13 protein-coding genes are annotated in these 15,431 nt (G+C 64.7%); 10 read left to right on the top strand and 3 right to left on the bottom strand.

What is annotated here, in order from left to right:
- The first annotated feature begins 38 nt into the window (after positions 1 to 38).
- From ACOJSI_RS09075 to ACOJSI_RS09050, 6 genes are all read left to right on the top strand, one after another.
- Positions 39 to 608, top strand: a complete 570-nt coding sequence (locus ACOJSI_RS09075; RefSeq protein ID WP_420137948.1) for an acyltransferase — start codon at positions 39 to 41, stop codon at positions 606 to 608.
- 43 nt (positions 609 to 651) lie between these two features.
- Complete coding sequence (locus ACOJSI_RS09070; RefSeq protein WP_420137947.1) at positions 652 to 1,671, top strand: hypothetical protein; 1,020 nt, start codon at positions 652 to 654, stop codon at positions 1,669 to 1,671.
- 114 nt (positions 1,672 to 1,785) lie between these two features.
- Positions 1,786 to 2,277, top strand: a complete 492-nt coding sequence (locus ACOJSI_RS09065) for a hypothetical protein (RefSeq protein ID WP_420137946.1) — start codon at positions 1,786 to 1,788, stop codon at positions 2,275 to 2,277.
- Positions 2,278 to 2,328: 51 nt separating this feature from the next.
- Entirely contained in the window at positions 2,329 to 2,670 is a 342-nt protein-coding gene (locus tag ACOJSI_RS09060) for a hypothetical protein (protein ID WP_420137945.1), read from the top strand.
- Positions 2,671 to 2,688: 18 nt separating this feature from the next.
- The gene (locus ACOJSI_RS09055) at positions 2,689 to 3,234 is read left to right on the top strand and encodes a hypothetical protein (RefSeq protein ID WP_420137944.1); all 546 of its coding nucleotides are present in this window, start codon (positions 2,689 to 2,691) and stop codon (positions 3,232 to 3,234) included.
- Between the two features lie 43 nt (positions 3,235 to 3,277).
- Positions 3,278 to 3,637, top strand: coding sequence for a hypothetical protein (locus tag ACOJSI_RS09050; RefSeq protein WP_420137943.1), 360 nt, complete (start codon positions 3,278 to 3,280; stop codon positions 3,635 to 3,637).
- Positions 3,638 to 3,686: 49 nt separating this feature from the next.
- On the opposite strand, the gene ACOJSI_RS09045 is transcribed toward ACOJSI_RS09050, so the two are convergent.
- Entirely contained in the window at positions 3,687 to 4,391 is a 705-nt protein-coding gene (locus ACOJSI_RS09045) for a TVP38/TMEM64 family protein (protein WP_420137942.1), read from the bottom strand.
- Positions 4,392 to 4,574: 183 nt separating this feature from the next.
- Here ACOJSI_RS09045 and ACOJSI_RS09040 point away from each other — a divergent pair, with 183 nt between their 5' ends.
- The gene (locus ACOJSI_RS09040; protein WP_420137941.1) at positions 4,575 to 6,413 is read left to right on the top strand and encodes a TonB-dependent receptor plug domain-containing protein; all 1,839 of its coding nucleotides are present in this window, start codon (positions 4,575 to 4,577) and stop codon (positions 6,411 to 6,413) included.
- A 20-nt stretch (positions 6,414 to 6,433) separates the two neighbouring features.
- Here ACOJSI_RS09040 and ACOJSI_RS09035 read toward each other — a convergent pair whose 3' ends face one another.
- Positions 6,434 to 7,459: a hypothetical protein gene (locus ACOJSI_RS09035; protein ID WP_420137940.1), complete on the bottom strand. Its 1,026-nt coding sequence runs from the start codon at positions 7,457 to 7,459 to the stop codon at positions 6,434 to 6,436.
- Positions 7,460 to 7,615: 156 nt separating this feature from the next.
- Between ACOJSI_RS09035 and ACOJSI_RS09030 the strand changes: the two genes are divergently transcribed.
- The 3 genes from ACOJSI_RS09030 to ACOJSI_RS09020 all read left to right on the top strand — a co-directional run bounded on the left by ACOJSI_RS09030 (position 7,616) and on the right by ACOJSI_RS09020 (position 11,701).
- Positions 7,616 to 8,650, top strand: coding sequence for a ferritin-like domain-containing protein (locus tag ACOJSI_RS09030; protein ID WP_420137939.1), 1,035 nt, complete (start codon positions 7,616 to 7,618; stop codon positions 8,648 to 8,650).
- 11 nt (positions 8,651 to 8,661) lie between these two features.
- Complete coding sequence (locus ACOJSI_RS09025; protein ID WP_420137938.1) at positions 8,662 to 10,542, top strand: hypothetical protein; 1,881 nt, start codon at positions 8,662 to 8,664, stop codon at positions 10,540 to 10,542.
- 397 nt (positions 10,543 to 10,939) lie between these two features.
- Positions 10,940 to 11,701: a S8/S53 family peptidase gene (locus ACOJSI_RS09020; protein WP_420137937.1), complete on the top strand. Its 762-nt coding sequence runs from the start codon at positions 10,940 to 10,942 to the stop codon at positions 11,699 to 11,701.
- A 1-nt stretch (position 11,702) separates the two neighbouring features.
- Here ACOJSI_RS09020 and ACOJSI_RS09015 read toward each other — a convergent pair whose 3' ends face one another.
- Positions 11,703 to 15,380: a hypothetical protein gene (locus ACOJSI_RS09015; RefSeq protein WP_420137936.1), complete on the bottom strand. Its 3,678-nt coding sequence runs from the start codon at positions 15,378 to 15,380 to the stop codon at positions 11,703 to 11,705.
- Between the last annotated feature and the right edge of the window lie 51 nt (positions 15,381 to 15,431).

The raw sequence follows: 15,431 nt of genomic DNA, 5'->3' as shown, positions 1-15,431 counted from the left end.
GACAGGGGCTGCGCGATCGATATGGGGCGAAGGGCTCAATGAACTTCGACTATCTGCTCCGCCGCCTAACCGGCCGGCTCAGGAAGGTGCTGATCCGCATCAGCTATGATGTCCAGTTCGGCGATCGCGTCTATGTCAGCGCCGGAGCGCACATCCGGACGTTCGACGGCGGGCGGGTGGTCATCGGTGCCGGCTGCGATATCCATGCCGGAAGCTTGATCGAGGCGCGCGGTGGCGTCGTGACGATTGGACCAAGGTCGATCGTCAACCGTCAGGCGACCATCGTAGCGGGTGAGCGAATCGAGATCGGCCCCGATGCGCTGATCGCGGAAGGAGTGACGATCCGGGATCGCCATCACGCCCGCCATACCAAGCCCTACAATCTGGCGGGCATGGTCGGCGCTCCGGTCACGATCGGGGTGAATGTGTGGATCGGTGCCAAGGCGAGCATCCTCGCCGGTGTGAGACTGCCGGACGACATCGTGGTCGGCGCGGGCGCGGTCGTCACGAAATCGCCGCCCCAGACCGGTATTCTGCTGGGCGTGCCGGCGCGCCTGCATCGCTCCAGCAACGGGGAAGGGTCGGCGGCTTGCGTTGACGCGGGTTAGCCGCAACAGCGGCCTCGGATATTGAGCAGAAGGGGAGCGGGGCATGACGATCTCAATCGCGAACAGGCTGTATCGGCCGAACAATCTTTCCGAGCTTGAACGGCTCATCCTGGCTTTGATCGACGGCGGGGCGGCCTGGCTGGACTGGGCGTCGAAGGATCCCGGCCATCATTATCATTTTCGTGACGGGGCAGAGCTGCTGTCGGGGCTGCAGTCGACGCTGCATGGCACGTCTCTGCTTCTGCTGGACACGATCGGCCTGCTGGTCAGCCCCATCAAGCTCATGAGCCTGGGTGCGGAGGGCCTGCGCCACCTGATCCGGCCAGATCAGCCCGCCTCCGCGGTCGAGGAGCTGGTGCGCCGTCACGATCTCGTCACCGAAGCAGACCTCACGCGGCTTCCGGCGTTTCTCGCGCAGCTCGGGGTAGAGGGTGCGCTCGTGTTCCAGACGCGCACGCTGGCCGATCTCATCACCCTGGTGCAACTGCAGCGCGAGGTTGACGCGGCTGCGCCCCTGACGGTCGAAGCGGCTCATGCCGCGCTGGCGCTGGCAAATGGTATCGCGGAATTTGTCGACTATCTGCGGCTTTACCTTGGTTGCACGAGCGCGCTCACTCTGGCGGATACGAAGCCGGACGTCCGTGCGGCTGCCATAGAACAGGCTATCGCGGCGCTTCAGATGGAGACGTTCGGCGCGCTCGATGGGCCGGTGGTCGAGGGCTTGGTCGCGCCGTGGGAAGTAGAGGGCGCCGTCCGGCACTGGCTGCTGATGGGCCGGCAATTCGGCTTCGTCCGCGCATCCCTGGTCATGCAGCAGTTCGTCGCCGACGGACGCTATAAGGGGGAGACGGGGAGGGAGCTGTCCGCCCTGTTCGGTCAATTCGTCAGCCGAGCGCAGGCGGTGCTGAATGCGGCGTCCATCGGCGAGGGCGTGGTAAGCCAGGATGGGCAGCATGCGACCTATCCGTTCGAGGCGAATGGCGAGGTGGGGCAGGTCGTGGTCGCAACGGGAGGCCAGATCGCGTTGGGAGCCTTCGGCCGGCGGGTCGTTGCGCATCGCTGACGAACGAGGCGGCCCTGCAGACGATGCCGCTCTACGACCTTGTCGGGCTTGGACTTTCGTCATGGGTCGCTGCTAGCGTGGCCCCGCCCAGCTGAGGCAGGAGGGACGACAGGAATGGACCCGCGCGTCGAGCGCCTGACGAAGCGTCAGATCGAGCTGCTGCACCACGTCTTCCTGGGTCGCAAGACGTGGGAGATCGCGAAGCTCGAGGGGATTGCCGAGCAGACCGTCGCCAACCGTATCTATGAGGCAAGAAGCGTTCTTGGCGGCGTGGACCGTAGAACAGCGGCGCTGATCGTGGCTGAAGCGAAAGGGTGGGTTCCGGGTATAAAACCTACCCCCCTGGAAAATACCCTTCCGGGCAACCTGTTTTCACGATCATCTGAGCCGGTCAGTCACGGGGAAGGGCTGGCGGCTCGGGGGGATATTGGCCTCCAACCGGAGGGCGATGTCTTCGTTCAAACTCTCGTACCAGAGCAGCCAGTGCCCCTGCCGGGGCGTCGGAACCAGCATGATGTCCTTACGCGGATCAGCATGCTGTGTGTCCGGATCGCGATCCTCGTGGCGGCGACGGTCGTCCTGCTGTCGGTATACGGCCGGGCCTGACCTCAAGAGCTATTCAACCGCAGCGTGGCCTCGGCCGCGAGAGGAGAGACTATGTCCGAACGATTCAATGCCGCCGACATCGCCGTCGCCCGCCGCCTGCGTGCACTGGAAGCGGCAAGCGACGCGACGATCCGGGCGTCTGCCGACCTGATATCGACGATGCTGGATGCGCGGCAGGCGCGCCGCCTGCCCGCCTCGCAGGGGCATGCCACGCTGGTGCGGGTCGGCGGCATTCTGAGCGATGCGATCGCCCTGCGTGGCAACAGTGTTACCGCCCATCAGGAGGTTGCAAGTCTCGGTGCTGACATGGGACTGCCGGTCATCGCCTATGGCGACATCTGCCAGGCGACCGCCAGCCTCGCTTCGGTCACCTCGGCGGAGCAGGCGGCATAATGTCGGGCGGCCCGATCCTTGACGGCCGCACACCCGATGTGGTCGGCCGACACGATGATCATGTTGTTGCGCATCACGCTCTACCTGACCGCGTTCCTCCTCGTCACAGCATATGCGCTGGGGCGAGGGGGTGCGCCGGAGCGGACGACCGCCGGAATCATGGCGGTCGGGCTCGTTCTGACCCTCATCATCATGGCACCCAATACGCACCGCTTCGCGGGTCCGGAATATGGGGTTGCGATGGTCGACAGCCTCATGCTGGTCGCCTTCGTGTGGCTGGCGCTGCGGGCGGACAGATATTGGCCGCTGTGGCTCGCGGCGATGCAGGCGGTCATGGTGCTGTGCCATCTGGCGCGGATCTTCAAGCCGGTGCCGTTCCCGGTCTATTATCAGGATACGGTGCAACTCTGGTGCTACCCCCAGCTCGCCCTGCTCGCGGTCGGCACCCTGCGCCACCGCTTGCGCAGCGGCACTGCTTCGGTCGCCGAAAAGCGGGTCGCGGGTGCGGCAGGGCAGATTGGGCGGATGTTCGGCTATGATCGCCGGCAGTCTTGCGAGCCGTGACGGCGCCAATCGCCTGGGCGCGGCGTGTCAGCCATGCCCGGACGTGCGTCTCAGACAAACGGCACCGCCCAACGCGGTCGCCATCGCCAAGCGCATCCTGAAATTCCGGCGCAAGCGCGAAGCGCTGCTGGGCGCCGGGCTCTTCGCGGATCCGGCGTGGGACATGCTGCTGGATTTGCTGGTTGCCGAAGAGGCCGGTCAGACCGTCTCGATCAGCAGCCTTTGCATCGCCTCGGCCGTGCCTGCCACGACGGCCTTGCGCTGGATCAAGGCGCTCGAACAGGTCGGCTATGTTGCTGTCCGCCCGAACCCGATCGATGGACGTGGTCGCACCGTGCGGCTGCTCCCCCTCGCTTCGACAGCGTTGCGGAGCCTCTTGGGCGATCTCGAGCGCCAGGCCTGAGCTTTGGACCTCGCCAAGGATGTTCGCCGGCGATGCCGAGACTGTGGCCTCAGTGCGTCGGCTCGAGCGCAGTCTGCTTCCTTTTGCGCAGCTGGAGCGAGATCAGCCAGGGCACACCCGTAAGACCAACAAGGACGATGAGAATCGTCGGAAGCGAAGTCTGGTTGACGAGCAGGGCGCCGGCCGCCGCATAGCAGGCCGCGAGCACCGCATTGGCGGCAGTGCTGACCGCCATATAGACGCCGACCGGCATGCCGCTGCGCGCCAGCATGATGCTGCTCATCTCCGCCACGACGGGAACCGGTCGGCTCAGCGCGAGTGTCCACACGTCTCGCCACGAGCTGCGGCGTGGGAGGCGATCCAGCGGTGCGGGTCGCGCGGTGGCATTGCGCGCGAGGGCCGCGCCAAGCCCATAGCTGATCGCGCTTCCAAGCAGCAGCCCGATCCAGATGCATGCAAAGCCACCTTGAAGACCAAGGTGCGCCGCGCCGCCAATCGATATCAGGCTCGAGGGGATCGGGAGGAGCGGGTCCAAGGCCAGCAGGACGATGACGAACGGCGCGATCCATCGGCCGTGGCGAAGCCATGCCTGCGCCCATTGCTCGATGTCCTGACCGAACAGGAAGAAGGGCCCCAATATCAGCAGAAGGAGGAGCGCCGCGAAGGTGAGCCGACCTTTGAGCGCGGACGGAGCGCGCGCGGTCCGGTTCAAGGGAGCCGGATGCCCGGTGCCCGGCACTGACCTCGTTTGCATCGCGTTCTGCTCCCCTCAAGCGTCGCCCTCCCTCGATTAACGGGCGGCGCTGTTTTCCTCTCCGCCATGAATACAGGCTTCTTCCGCCCGCCATCCAAGTATTTTGATGATAGATCCCAAATGGACGCAAAGCGGTTTGCGGCGCCGGATGCTTCTGACAATTTTGGCGGAGGGGGATATTCGATGCATATCGGTCTTATACTTGCGCTGGCCGTGCAAGCGGCGCCTGTCGCGCCACAAGATGATTTGATCGTCATCACCGGGTCGCGCCTCACTGGGCCGATCGAGCCCCCGGCGCTGTCACTGCGTGACATTGAGCTCAGGCAACCGGTTTCGCTCGAGGCTGCGCTGAACGATGTGGCGGGTGTGCGCGCCTTCACGACCGGTGGCGACGCGGGCGGGAGCTTCGTTTCGGTTCGCGGCGGCGAGCCGAACTTCACGCTGGTGCTGATCGAGGGGCTTCGCCTCAACAACCCGACGAACAGCCGCGGCGGCGCGTTCGATTTCCTGACGATTGACCCGCAGGCGATCGATCACGTCGAGATCTTTCGAAGTGCGGCGTCGGCCATCCATGGTTCGGATGCGCTTGCAGGCGTGATCGACCTGCGACTGCGGATCTCCCAGCGACAAGGCTTTGCCCTGGCGCCGCGCGGCTTCGCCGACACGCAGGGTGCTGTCTCGGGCGGCGCCTCTCTGGACACGGGCTGGCACAGCGGCGGGCTGTTCGTCGACGCCAGCCACCTTTCGGACGATAATCTGAGCGATGGCGCGCGGATCGAGCGCAGCCAGGCGCTCGCCCATGTAACCCAGCAGCTGGGAAGCTTTGCCCTGCGCGGCGTCGGACTGTTCGGCCACAGCCAATTCGAGCGCTTCCCGGAGGATAGCGGCGGTCCCCGCCTCGCCGTCTCGCGCGCGCTTGAGCATGGCACGCAGCGTCTTGCTGCAGCAGGCTTCACGCTGCGTCGAACGATCGGCGCGCCGCTCCGTCCGGGCCTTGCCGTGTCATATAGCGACCAGCGGGACACCTCGAATATGCCGGCCATCGCGCCCGGCGTGCTCGACGGCACGCCAGCGCTTCGGGACGACAGTCATTTCCGCCGCCTGGAAGTCACGGCCGATATGAATGTGCACGCGGGTCCCTTGGAAGCCGATGTCGGCGGCGCGCTTCGCGACGAGCACGGGCGCAGCGCGGGCACCCTGATGATCGGTTTCCCGCTCCCGGTCGCGTTCACGCAGCAGCGCGCCACGTGGAGCCTGTTCGGCGAAGCGCGGCTCGAGCCTGCCTCCTGGCTGCGGTTCGACGGGGGCGGCCGCCACGATATGGTCGAGCATGGAACCTCCTCGACGACCGGTTTCGGCGGCGCTGCCGTTCGTCCGGTCGCCGACGGGCCATGGCTTTCGGGGCGGGTCGGGCAGGGGTACAAATTGCCGAGCTTCTACGCCCTGTCGCATCCGCTGGTCGGCAATCCGATCCTGCGGCCCGAACGCAGTGTCAGCAAGGAAGCGGCCATCGAGCAGCCGCTGCGGCAGGGCTCATTGCGGGCCGCTTATTTCAACAATCGCTATCGCGACCTGATCGATTTCGATGCGGCCACCTTCGGCTTGGTCAATCGCGATCGGGTGCGCGCACGGGGCTTCGAGGTCGAGGCGAAATATATGCCATTGCCCATCCTCGCGGTATCGGCCGCCCTGACTCACACTCGACTGGCCTCCGCCGAGCCGCTGCGGGGGCGGCCACGCTGGCAGGGGAATGTCCATGCCACCTGGCAAGCCGGCCCCCGCCTCGAGATCGATGCCATCGTGCGCGCCAATTCGTCCTTGTTCGACAGCTCGGTCCCGACCGGCATGGTCACGGTAGCCGGCCATGGAGAGCTCGATCTGGGGGTGCGCTACCGCATCAACAGGGTCGTGGTCGCCTCCGTCACGGCGCGCAACCTCACCGGCACGCATTACGAGGACGCGGTTGGATTCCCCGCCAAGCGGCAGCTCGTCCGGTTCGCGTTCCGCGCAGGCTTCGACTGAGCTGGTCGGCACGCGCCCTTTCAATGCGCCTGTGGCCGCTTCCTCCCGAGATCGAACCAGGTCAGCGGGCGTGGCGCCGCCGCAGCCAGGCCTTTGGTGGGCGGGGGCGGCGGACCATCCATGACCGTGCACTTGGGAAGCGTGTCCGGATTGAGGCCTGCCACCAAGGCCCAGGTCTTGGCGGGATCGGGCTGCGTCGCCTCGAAGCCGGAATAGACCTGGGCTACGAACGGCGCCTTAGGCGGGTCGGTCGGGATACCGGAGAAGAAGAAGGATTGCGGTTGCATCTGCCCGTCTACGGGCGCGAACGCGTAGCCAAACAAGATGGCACCTTTGCTGGGGTCCGCGTTGGTGCGATCGGGCGCGACGCCGACCTGGACCGGCTTGCCGTCAGGTCCGACCCAGAAGGAATAGGCCTGCGCCCCGCCGCCGAGCCTGGCGCTGTCCTGGGCGCTGTAGGGCAGATGCTTGATGAAATCCCGGCGCGGTGGATGGTTGAGCGGCGAGAACAGGCAGATCGGGGGCATGCCCTTCGGACGATCCTTGTCATAGGTCAGGAAGAAGGCAATGTCGCCGAGCGAGATGAAGGCGCAGGTGAAGTTGTTCTCGATGCCGGGGAAGATCGGCAGGCAGCGATCCTCATAATATTCCATCATCGCACCCTCGCCGCTGCCGCCGCGCCAGGTCGAATCGTAGTAAGTGGCGCCCTGCGAGATGCGATAATCCTTGCCCGGCCGCAGGCCGGGGGGCGGTCCCTTGTAGGGCGGCAGCGATGCCGCCGGCAGCTTCGCGCCATATTCAAACACTTGGTACATCGTCCACTTGGAATGCCAGTAGACGGGGTAGACGGGATCCGTCGGCCGGCCGGGTTGCTTGGGGTAGGTGCATTGCGGGTTGGTGCAGGGGCTGTCCTCAGCCGGATTATGCACGCCATAGGTCGAGTAGACAGGCTCCGGCTTTCCAGCAGGCGGCGCCGCTTGCGCGAGACATTGAACCGGCACAGCCGTGACCAAGAGCGGCGCGAACAACGCCAAGGATCTTTCCATGGTGACATCCCCCTCGTCCAGTTGGAACGCACAAGAGGAAGGCCAAGAGCAAATATTAGTAAAGTACCAGATACGACGGAATTGGATGTAAAACTGTGAGGTGTCTTCGTTGAATCGTGCATCCTGTCGCCATTGAAGGGGAGGGGGCCGACTCGCATGATTCAACTGCAGGCAAAGCCGCTCAGCACTGTCGCGGACGCGATCGACCGGCTGCAGATGGCAGTGGAACTCGAATTCTCGACGCTGCCGCCATATCTTTACGCCAAATTCTCAATCCTGCCCGACACGAACGCCGCCGCCGCCCAATATCTTGGCGACATCGTCATGCAGGAAATGATTCACATGTGTCTCGCCTGCAATATCATGAGCGCACTCGGCGGAACCCCGCAACTGGTGCAGCCGGAAGCCTCGCCACCGTTTCCGCCGGTTTTCCCCGGTCCGTTGCCGGGGGATATCGGTCCCCCGGGCGGCGCGCCGCTGACGATCAGCCTGCTGCCATTTTCCCCCGACGCAACCGCGCAGGGGATGGCAATCGAGCAGCCGGAAAACCCCTTGATATTCCCGGTGGTCATGGCCGCGCTGGCGGACAGCCAGACCGAGACGATCGGGCAATTCTACGCGAAGCTCGACGCCTTCCTCGCAACCTTGCCCGACAATGCCTGGCAGGCCCAAAGCGTCCAGATCGTCGATGAGCAATTCTTCCCGGGGCAATTGTTCGCGGTGACCAATTATGCCGACGCGCATCGTGCCATCACGCAGATCGTGTCGGAAGGGGAGGGCACGGAAGAGGGGACCGACGCGTCCCCGCTCGATTTCCAGAACCAGCCTGCCCATTATTACCGGTTCGAGGAGATGAACCGCAACCTGGTGCTGACCAGGTCGGGGAGCAGTTTCCAATGGGGTCCCGACAGCTTCGGCGTCGATTACACGCAGGTCTACGCCGCGATCCCCAATCCCGGCCAACATGACTTTTCGGGCGAGCCGCAGGCGGCGCAGGATGCGCAGAAGGCCTGTAACCTCGCCTTCACCGCTTTGGTCGATGCGCTGCAGGCCACGTTCAAGGGCGGGGTCGGTCAGATGGGGATCGCCGTCAGGGCAATGTTCGATCTGCGCAAGGCGGCGCTGATCGCGCTCCAGACGCCCCTCAACAGCGGGTCGGTTGCCGGCCCGGCTTTCCTCTACATCGGCTGATAGGAGGCCGCATGAGCGTTCTCGAAACCCCGCGCATCCTGTTCCGCGGCAACGTCGCCTGGGACCCGATCGTGACCAACAATTACCAGCCATTATATGATGAGGGGCTGGCACAGACGCAGATATTGTCGACGGTGCAGGCCTTTCGCCAGGAAGCGATCGGCGATGTCCTCGCCAAGATCAACTCGCCGCGCGGACCGAGCGGCAACTGGAATCCGCACGGTACGCATCGCGCCACCTTCTATGATCTGGATACGCCTGACCCCTCCTGTCCCAATTCGCTGATCACGGCGTCCGAGGTGTCCGGCGTCGATCTGGGCCAGGGCTGCATGGCCGAGGATCCTTTCGTCGGCGCGTCGGCGCAATTGAACGCGATGCTGGTCGATCTGGAGCCTTATGGCTCCCAGTCCTCGCAATTGTTCTTCGACACCTTCTCGCTCGGCATCGAGGGCGGCTGCCGCATCCTTGCGCGGCGCCAGACGCGGATGATCGCGCGCTATATCAATTTCTACCGCAACCCTGTCTTCACCACCGCCGGGTGCGCCTCGGTCATTTGGCAGACCTCTTTCCGCACGAGCGATCTCACGATCGATGCCTTCGACTCGCCGGCGCTTGCGGCGCTCCAGCAGGCGCTTGGCGAGCCCGGTGTGATCGGGCTGACGATGCGCTTCATCGCCTACCGGACCGTCTATTACGACACGCCGGAGCTGGCGACGGACCCCAGCCTTTACGGCGTGAAGGCGGCCGAACTGGTGGCCAAACTCGAGGCGGGCGGGTTCCAGCCCAATCCGGCGCGCAGCAAGTTCGTCGGTGTGATGGGTTTGTGGCGCGAGGGCGAGCCGCTGAACGAGCCGGGTGACAGGTCGCTGGTGACCTGTTCCTTTCCCGCGCATCCTGGCCTTCCGACGCTGGGTACCGCCTATGCGCGGCTAGGTACGGACTCGATCGCGCTCGACCTCAGCAATTCGACGCCGGAGACCGGGCTCGACCTCACCAAGCAGGATTGGGGGTCACTTGCTCTCAATTATGTGGATGAGGCGGGAGAGCCGCAGAATCTCGCGACGATCGCCTATAGCCAATATGATCAGTCGGCCTACGAAGAGGGTTCGGGGATCCTGACCATCCCGCTGACCGCCGAACAGATCAGCGCGGCCGCGAACCGCGATCTGATGCTGGTCGCGCAAGGCAATGTCATGCTGCAGGAGACGGCGCTCACGCCAATTCCGGTTGCCCCGAACATCTATGCCAATCAGGGAGACGCGGTCGACGTCGTGTTCCAGATCTACGATCGGGGTGTGCCGGGTGGTGCCGGTACGGCGGTCGCGGTCTATCCGCTCGACTTCAACGGCAACATCATCGGCGACCCGACCGAGCTGACGGCGGATGCAAGCGGTCTTGTGACGCTTTCGTTCACCGCGGGACAGGGCGAAGTGATCGGCTATCTGCCGATCATCGGCAGCCAGCCGCAGCCGGTCACGATCACGCCGCTAGTGACACCTTATTGCTATGTGCGCTCGCTGCCTGCCAACAGCTGGATGAACACGCTCGAGCCGAGCTGGAACAACGTCTACAATTATGTGCTGGCCAACTGGAACGCGATGGCGCCGTGCATGGACAATTGGCTGATGCTCGACGATCCGAAGCAGGTCTATGCGTTCGGCCCAATGCTGAAGAAGCTTACCGACCCTGCCAACTTCGAGAATTTCCGCTTCATGCCGGTCACGCGCGACATGACCGTTGGCGAACGTACCTTGCTCTACGCCTTCCTCAATGGTCCGGCGCCGCAAAGCGCGACGCACGGTCTGATGGGGGCGGTCGAAGGACCGGCCGAAGCCGCTCCGACCGGCCGTCCGAGCGCTGTGCAGTCGATCTGGACCGCCGCGCCGGAATAGGCCTGACAATCGATGACGCGCTCCGCGTGACGCGATGCTGCGCCCACCCGTCATGTGTGTTCGGCGAGCGGTGGACGCGCGTCCTGCGCACCACACCCGCACCGCTTCAGGTCGTGTGGGCGGTGTGCCGACAAGATCAGATGCGCGCACCTCGCGGGCCAATGTGCGAAAGACGCGGTTGACGTTTGACGGGGCCACCGAAGGACCCGACCTTGTGCAGGCCGGGATTTTTACCGTCGGATGCCCTCTGCTGAGCACTGCGGCTGGTAAGCTTTTCCTTGCCTTCAACTGAGCGCGCGTGTGGGTATGCGCTCTTCTCAGGAGACGGCCTCAACGTGAAGGGTGAGAAGAACGGGAGCCGCCGCCAACCGCTGCAGCGCCGGAGGGCATCGCCACATTGAGCGGCACGCTTCCAGCTGCGATCTGCGTGGTTGATACCGGTGTCTCGGACGACGTGCCGGCGGCGCATGTGATCGAGGGCGTCAACTTTTCCGGTGTGGGCGACGTAGCCGACTGGCGCGACCGACGGGCGACGCACGCGGATGCGCTCTGCCGGACGTTGATCGCGAACCATCCCGACGCCGCTATCGTCGCCGTTCGCCTGCTCGACGCCGACGGGACGTTACGACAGCTGGCGGCGCTCGATCGGGTCTTCGCGTGGATCATGGCGCATCGTCAGCGCCTGGGGATCAGGATCGCCGTGGTTGCGGTGGCAGACCTGACGCACAATCATTCCGACGAGGCGTATCGCGCCACGGACATGCGGCAGGCCGTCCTCGCGCTACGCGCGAGGGGCGTGCTGACGGTGGTGCCCGCTGGCAATTGGGCCGAGACGCGCGCTGGGCCGGGCCTGCCGTGGCCGGCCATCCTGCCCGAAGCGGTGAGTGTCGGCGCGCTTGATCCTGGAACGGGCGAAGCTGCGCGCTACAGCCAATGGCTTCGTTCGGACGAAGGCGGAGGCAGTCTGCCGACTTTGCTTGCGAAGCCCGGACCACCAGGCGGAACCAGCGGCGCCGCTGCCACGGTCGCAGGTCGGCTGGCCGCGCTCATGTCACGCCATCCTGAGGACGATGCCGAAGCCATCCTCAGGGTCTTGCTTGCCGATACATTGCCGGTGCCTGGCCCCGGCGGTGGCACCTGGCCAGGGCTTCCCTCCTGAGTCAGGTTGGTCGCAGCGACAGGTCGCCGGTTTTCTGCTCTTTGCCCTCGTCCTTCTTGCTGGCAGCGGAGCTGACCAATCGCGCGTTCACGATCGCGAGCGTACAGGAGATGGCGGCGGCGACGCCGCCGGCGATGATCACGTACGGGTGTTTGCGCCAGGTGCCGAAGTAGATCAGGATCTGGCCTAACGATTTCATGACGCCCGAGCCGAACTTGGTCCATCCGGTCCAGCCGCTGACGGATGATTTGATGAACACCAGGATCTTCAGGATCAGATTGAGCAGTCCGAAGAAGAGGTCGAACGCCGCCCCAGCGATATGATCCTTGTAAACCTGCTCGGATGAGCGGCGGAGCCCGCCGGTTGCCATCGCATATTGGAATTCGGCATGGCGTTTCGCCATCGATACCCCTTTGACGGCGACCTGGAGCAGCCCGCTCAGCATCAGCAGATATTGCAGGGTCTCGACCTCGTCGGTTTCCGGCTTCGAGAAATAGGGGATCTCGAACACGACATTGGTCAGGAACAGCAGTCCGGTCGATCCTGCATCCTTGCCGATATTCAATCGGCCATAGCTTCCGCCAGGGATGACATCGATATTGTCGATCTTGGCGAACTTGTTCTCGGAATAAACGCAGTAGGCGCAATATGCCATGTTCGCGAGCGGGCCGGCGATTCCTGCCACATCCCGCCAGACCTCGGCAAAGGTTGCAGGATCTTTGCTCTGGTCCTGCGCGACCGCCATGTTGGTGTCGTCGAACTTCCAATGGCGCATCGCCGCGGGCGGACGTTCGCCCGTCACCACCTTGTAGACCAGAGTGGTCGGGACCGCGACGATCAGGGCGAACATGTCCATCAGTCGGAAGCTTGTGTCGATCGAGAGTCCGAAGAAGTCGAACATCTTCTCGATGAAGGGAAAGCGGACGGTTGAGAACAGGATCGTGTGGAGCGCCTCGAGCACTTTGTCGATCAGCTCGAGGAGCTTGATGGCGATCACCTCGAGCGTGCCGACCGCGGTCTCGGCGAAGCGAAGCCCGATCGTGACGACGATCCGCTGAAGCAGGTCAAAGCTCAGGTCGCCAAGCTCGAAGTCCGGGCCGACCAGCTCCTGGATGTCGCCCTTCATTGCGTTCCACCCGGCTTCGATCGTCGTGAGCACGGTGCCCGCGGGCAGATCGGGCTCGGCGACATCGGCGGGCACTTGCGGTGGCTCGATCCGGATGATGATATCGAAGATCGCGTTGAACTGATCGCGCAGCCAGGCGGTGATGCTGTTATTCTGTGCCGCCTCGGCCTCGTGATCCGGTGGCGCGTCGGACGCGACCTTATTGGCGGCGTCGAGCGCGCGTGCGGACGGCAGCTTCTGATAATTGCTCAAGCCGAGCTGATGCGCCGCCGTCTGGATGCTGTCGCGCAAGCCTTCCATCGCCGCCGACACAGCGCGCTTGCCGCGGTTCACCTGCCGCCGGCCCTGGATCAGATGGTGCTCCACCGCGTTCGAGATGATGTCCCGAACGAGGAGCATGTCCTCCCATTCGAACAGGAATTTCAGATAGTCCCAGGCTTTCTCCGCCGCAACTTTGGCGGACTCCCACAACTTCTCGAAGAAATTGCCGATTTCCTCGATCGTGCTGAGGACGAACGCCTTCACCTTGCCGGCGATCTCGCACAGGAAGTGGTAGCCGTCCTCGACCTTGGCGATGATGTAGCTGGCCCCACGCTGGAGGGCGCCCAGGCCGCTTTCCAGCAGGTCGGCAAGCGTGTCGCCGACGCCCTCGATCCAGCCGCCGCCTTGTGCTCGTGGCGGCGCCGCCTGCGTCGTCACCTCAAGCCCGTCGGCGCCAGCCTTTACCGAAAGAGCGTAATTGTCCGGCAAGGCATCGGGATCGATCTGGTTGTTGAAGGCGGCGTCGGGATCCACGAAGCTGATGCCGGGCACGCCGCTATTACCGGCAGGCGCGAGCTGTGCAGCTTCGCGTAGCGCCCGCGCCAGCCCCTCGACCTTGTCCCGGTCGGCACCACTGCGCAAGTCTTCGGGAAGCAGCGCCTCGTTGTCGTTGACCGTCGCCGCGCGCAGCGTGTCCGCATTGATCGCACCGAGGCGCTTCAGGATCACCGTTCCTGGGGAAAGATCGATTGCCTGTTCGAGCCCATCGACCGCGAGGCGGTAGGTCGCCGGGCCGAAGCTCTTGGCACGATTGAAGATGCCGATCGATCCGTCCTCGCGCGTCTCTACAATTGTCGCGAGCCCCGGTCCGACGAAGACACTGCGCCCGTTCACGACGAGATTGCAGGGAACCGAGGCAGTTAGTGTCACGCGGCGCCCAGCCAGCGGCGTGCGGTTGTGGGACAGCACGCGGAAGTTGGTGCCGAGGCAGGTGGTCTTGGCCCCCCCTTCCGGATCGGCGAGGTTGATCTCGGCCTCGTGCCAGCTTCCCTGCGCCTGCGCGTCCCGCCAAAGATGTGCGGCGCTGCCGCCGCGGTAGACGAGCAGCAGCGTGGCTGCGACATGGTCACCGCCGGGGACCGGCGCCACTTCCGCAATGTCTTCGCGCAGCAGCAGCGGTGCGCTCCAGTTGCCGTCGGTGCCCTCCCGTCGCGCGCTCCAGAGCTGGCCCAGCGCGTCGATCGTCCATATTTCGGCGTTGCCTTCCGGCGTCTCCGCCACGACCAGACGGCTGGTGCCCTTGACCAGCAAGGGCGAGATCACCTCTCTGCGTGTCGCCCTCGCACCATAATCAAAGCTTTCGGCAGCGATGCAATGCACGCCGTCTCCGGCGATATAGAGATCCGCGCCGTCGGGACCCGGACGGCCGATGGCCAGCACATTGGCGGCCGCGGGGCAGCGCCAAACCTGAACCGGCGGGCTTGTTCGGGCGCGGCCGCGACTGTCGAATTGTGGGATGCTGCGCGACTGCAGGCCACGGGCACCCTGACCGTCGACGCCAAGGCAGTGGATCGCTTCCAACCCGTCGGACATGGGCCCGACCTCGAAGGCCAAAATCTCGCGCAATGTGATGCCGGTGTCGAATTCGATCCCCGCAGCGAAGCTCTTGGTGTCCTGGCCGCTTTGCAGCAGATAGGCCTTCCCGCGCGGCCCTTCGGCGCCACAGAGGACGGCGAGCCAAGACCCCTCGGCGCGTCGCGACAGCTTGATGCCCTGAACGGCAACGTCACGCACGCCCCAGTCGGTCCAGCCGATCGCGTTCCAGTCCGTGTCGCAGCTGCTGAGGCCGTCCGCGACCATGATCCGGCAGGCCTTTGTATCTGCGGTCTCGCGAATGGCGACGATCAGCGTCATGCGGTCGTCATCGCTCCAGTCGACGTGGAACGCGGCGACCTTGGGCTCCGGCCGCAGATCGTTGCGAAACGCGGAATGCAGATCGATCCGCTCCCAACCGGCGCTCGCGTCCGCGGTTGTGCGGACGAGGTGAAGCGACTGCGCACTGCCGAGCGTGAACAGCATCGGGGCGGTGGCTCCGGCGCGGCGGTCCGGCACCGCCACCACGCGCGGCTGGAATCGTCCGGCACCATCTTCGCTGGCAAGATCGCTCCTGCCGAAGGCGCGCGCCGGCTCGAAATAGTCGATGATGTCGGTCGAGGCGGTGAAGTGGAACTTACGGCCGCCACGATCCTGCGTCGAAAAGCGGGCGAAGTCCGGCTGTGCCGAGTTTCTCATGTGCGGTTCCCCTGTCGAAAAGCTTCGCGACACAGAGGCCGCACCCAATGA

The sequence above is a fragment of the Sphingomonas sp. genome (assembly GCF_048595155.1).
Lineage (GTDB): Bacteria > Pseudomonadota > Alphaproteobacteria > Sphingomonadales > Sphingomonadaceae > Sphingomonas_I.
This window is presented reverse-complemented; position numbering and strand designations above follow the sequence as displayed.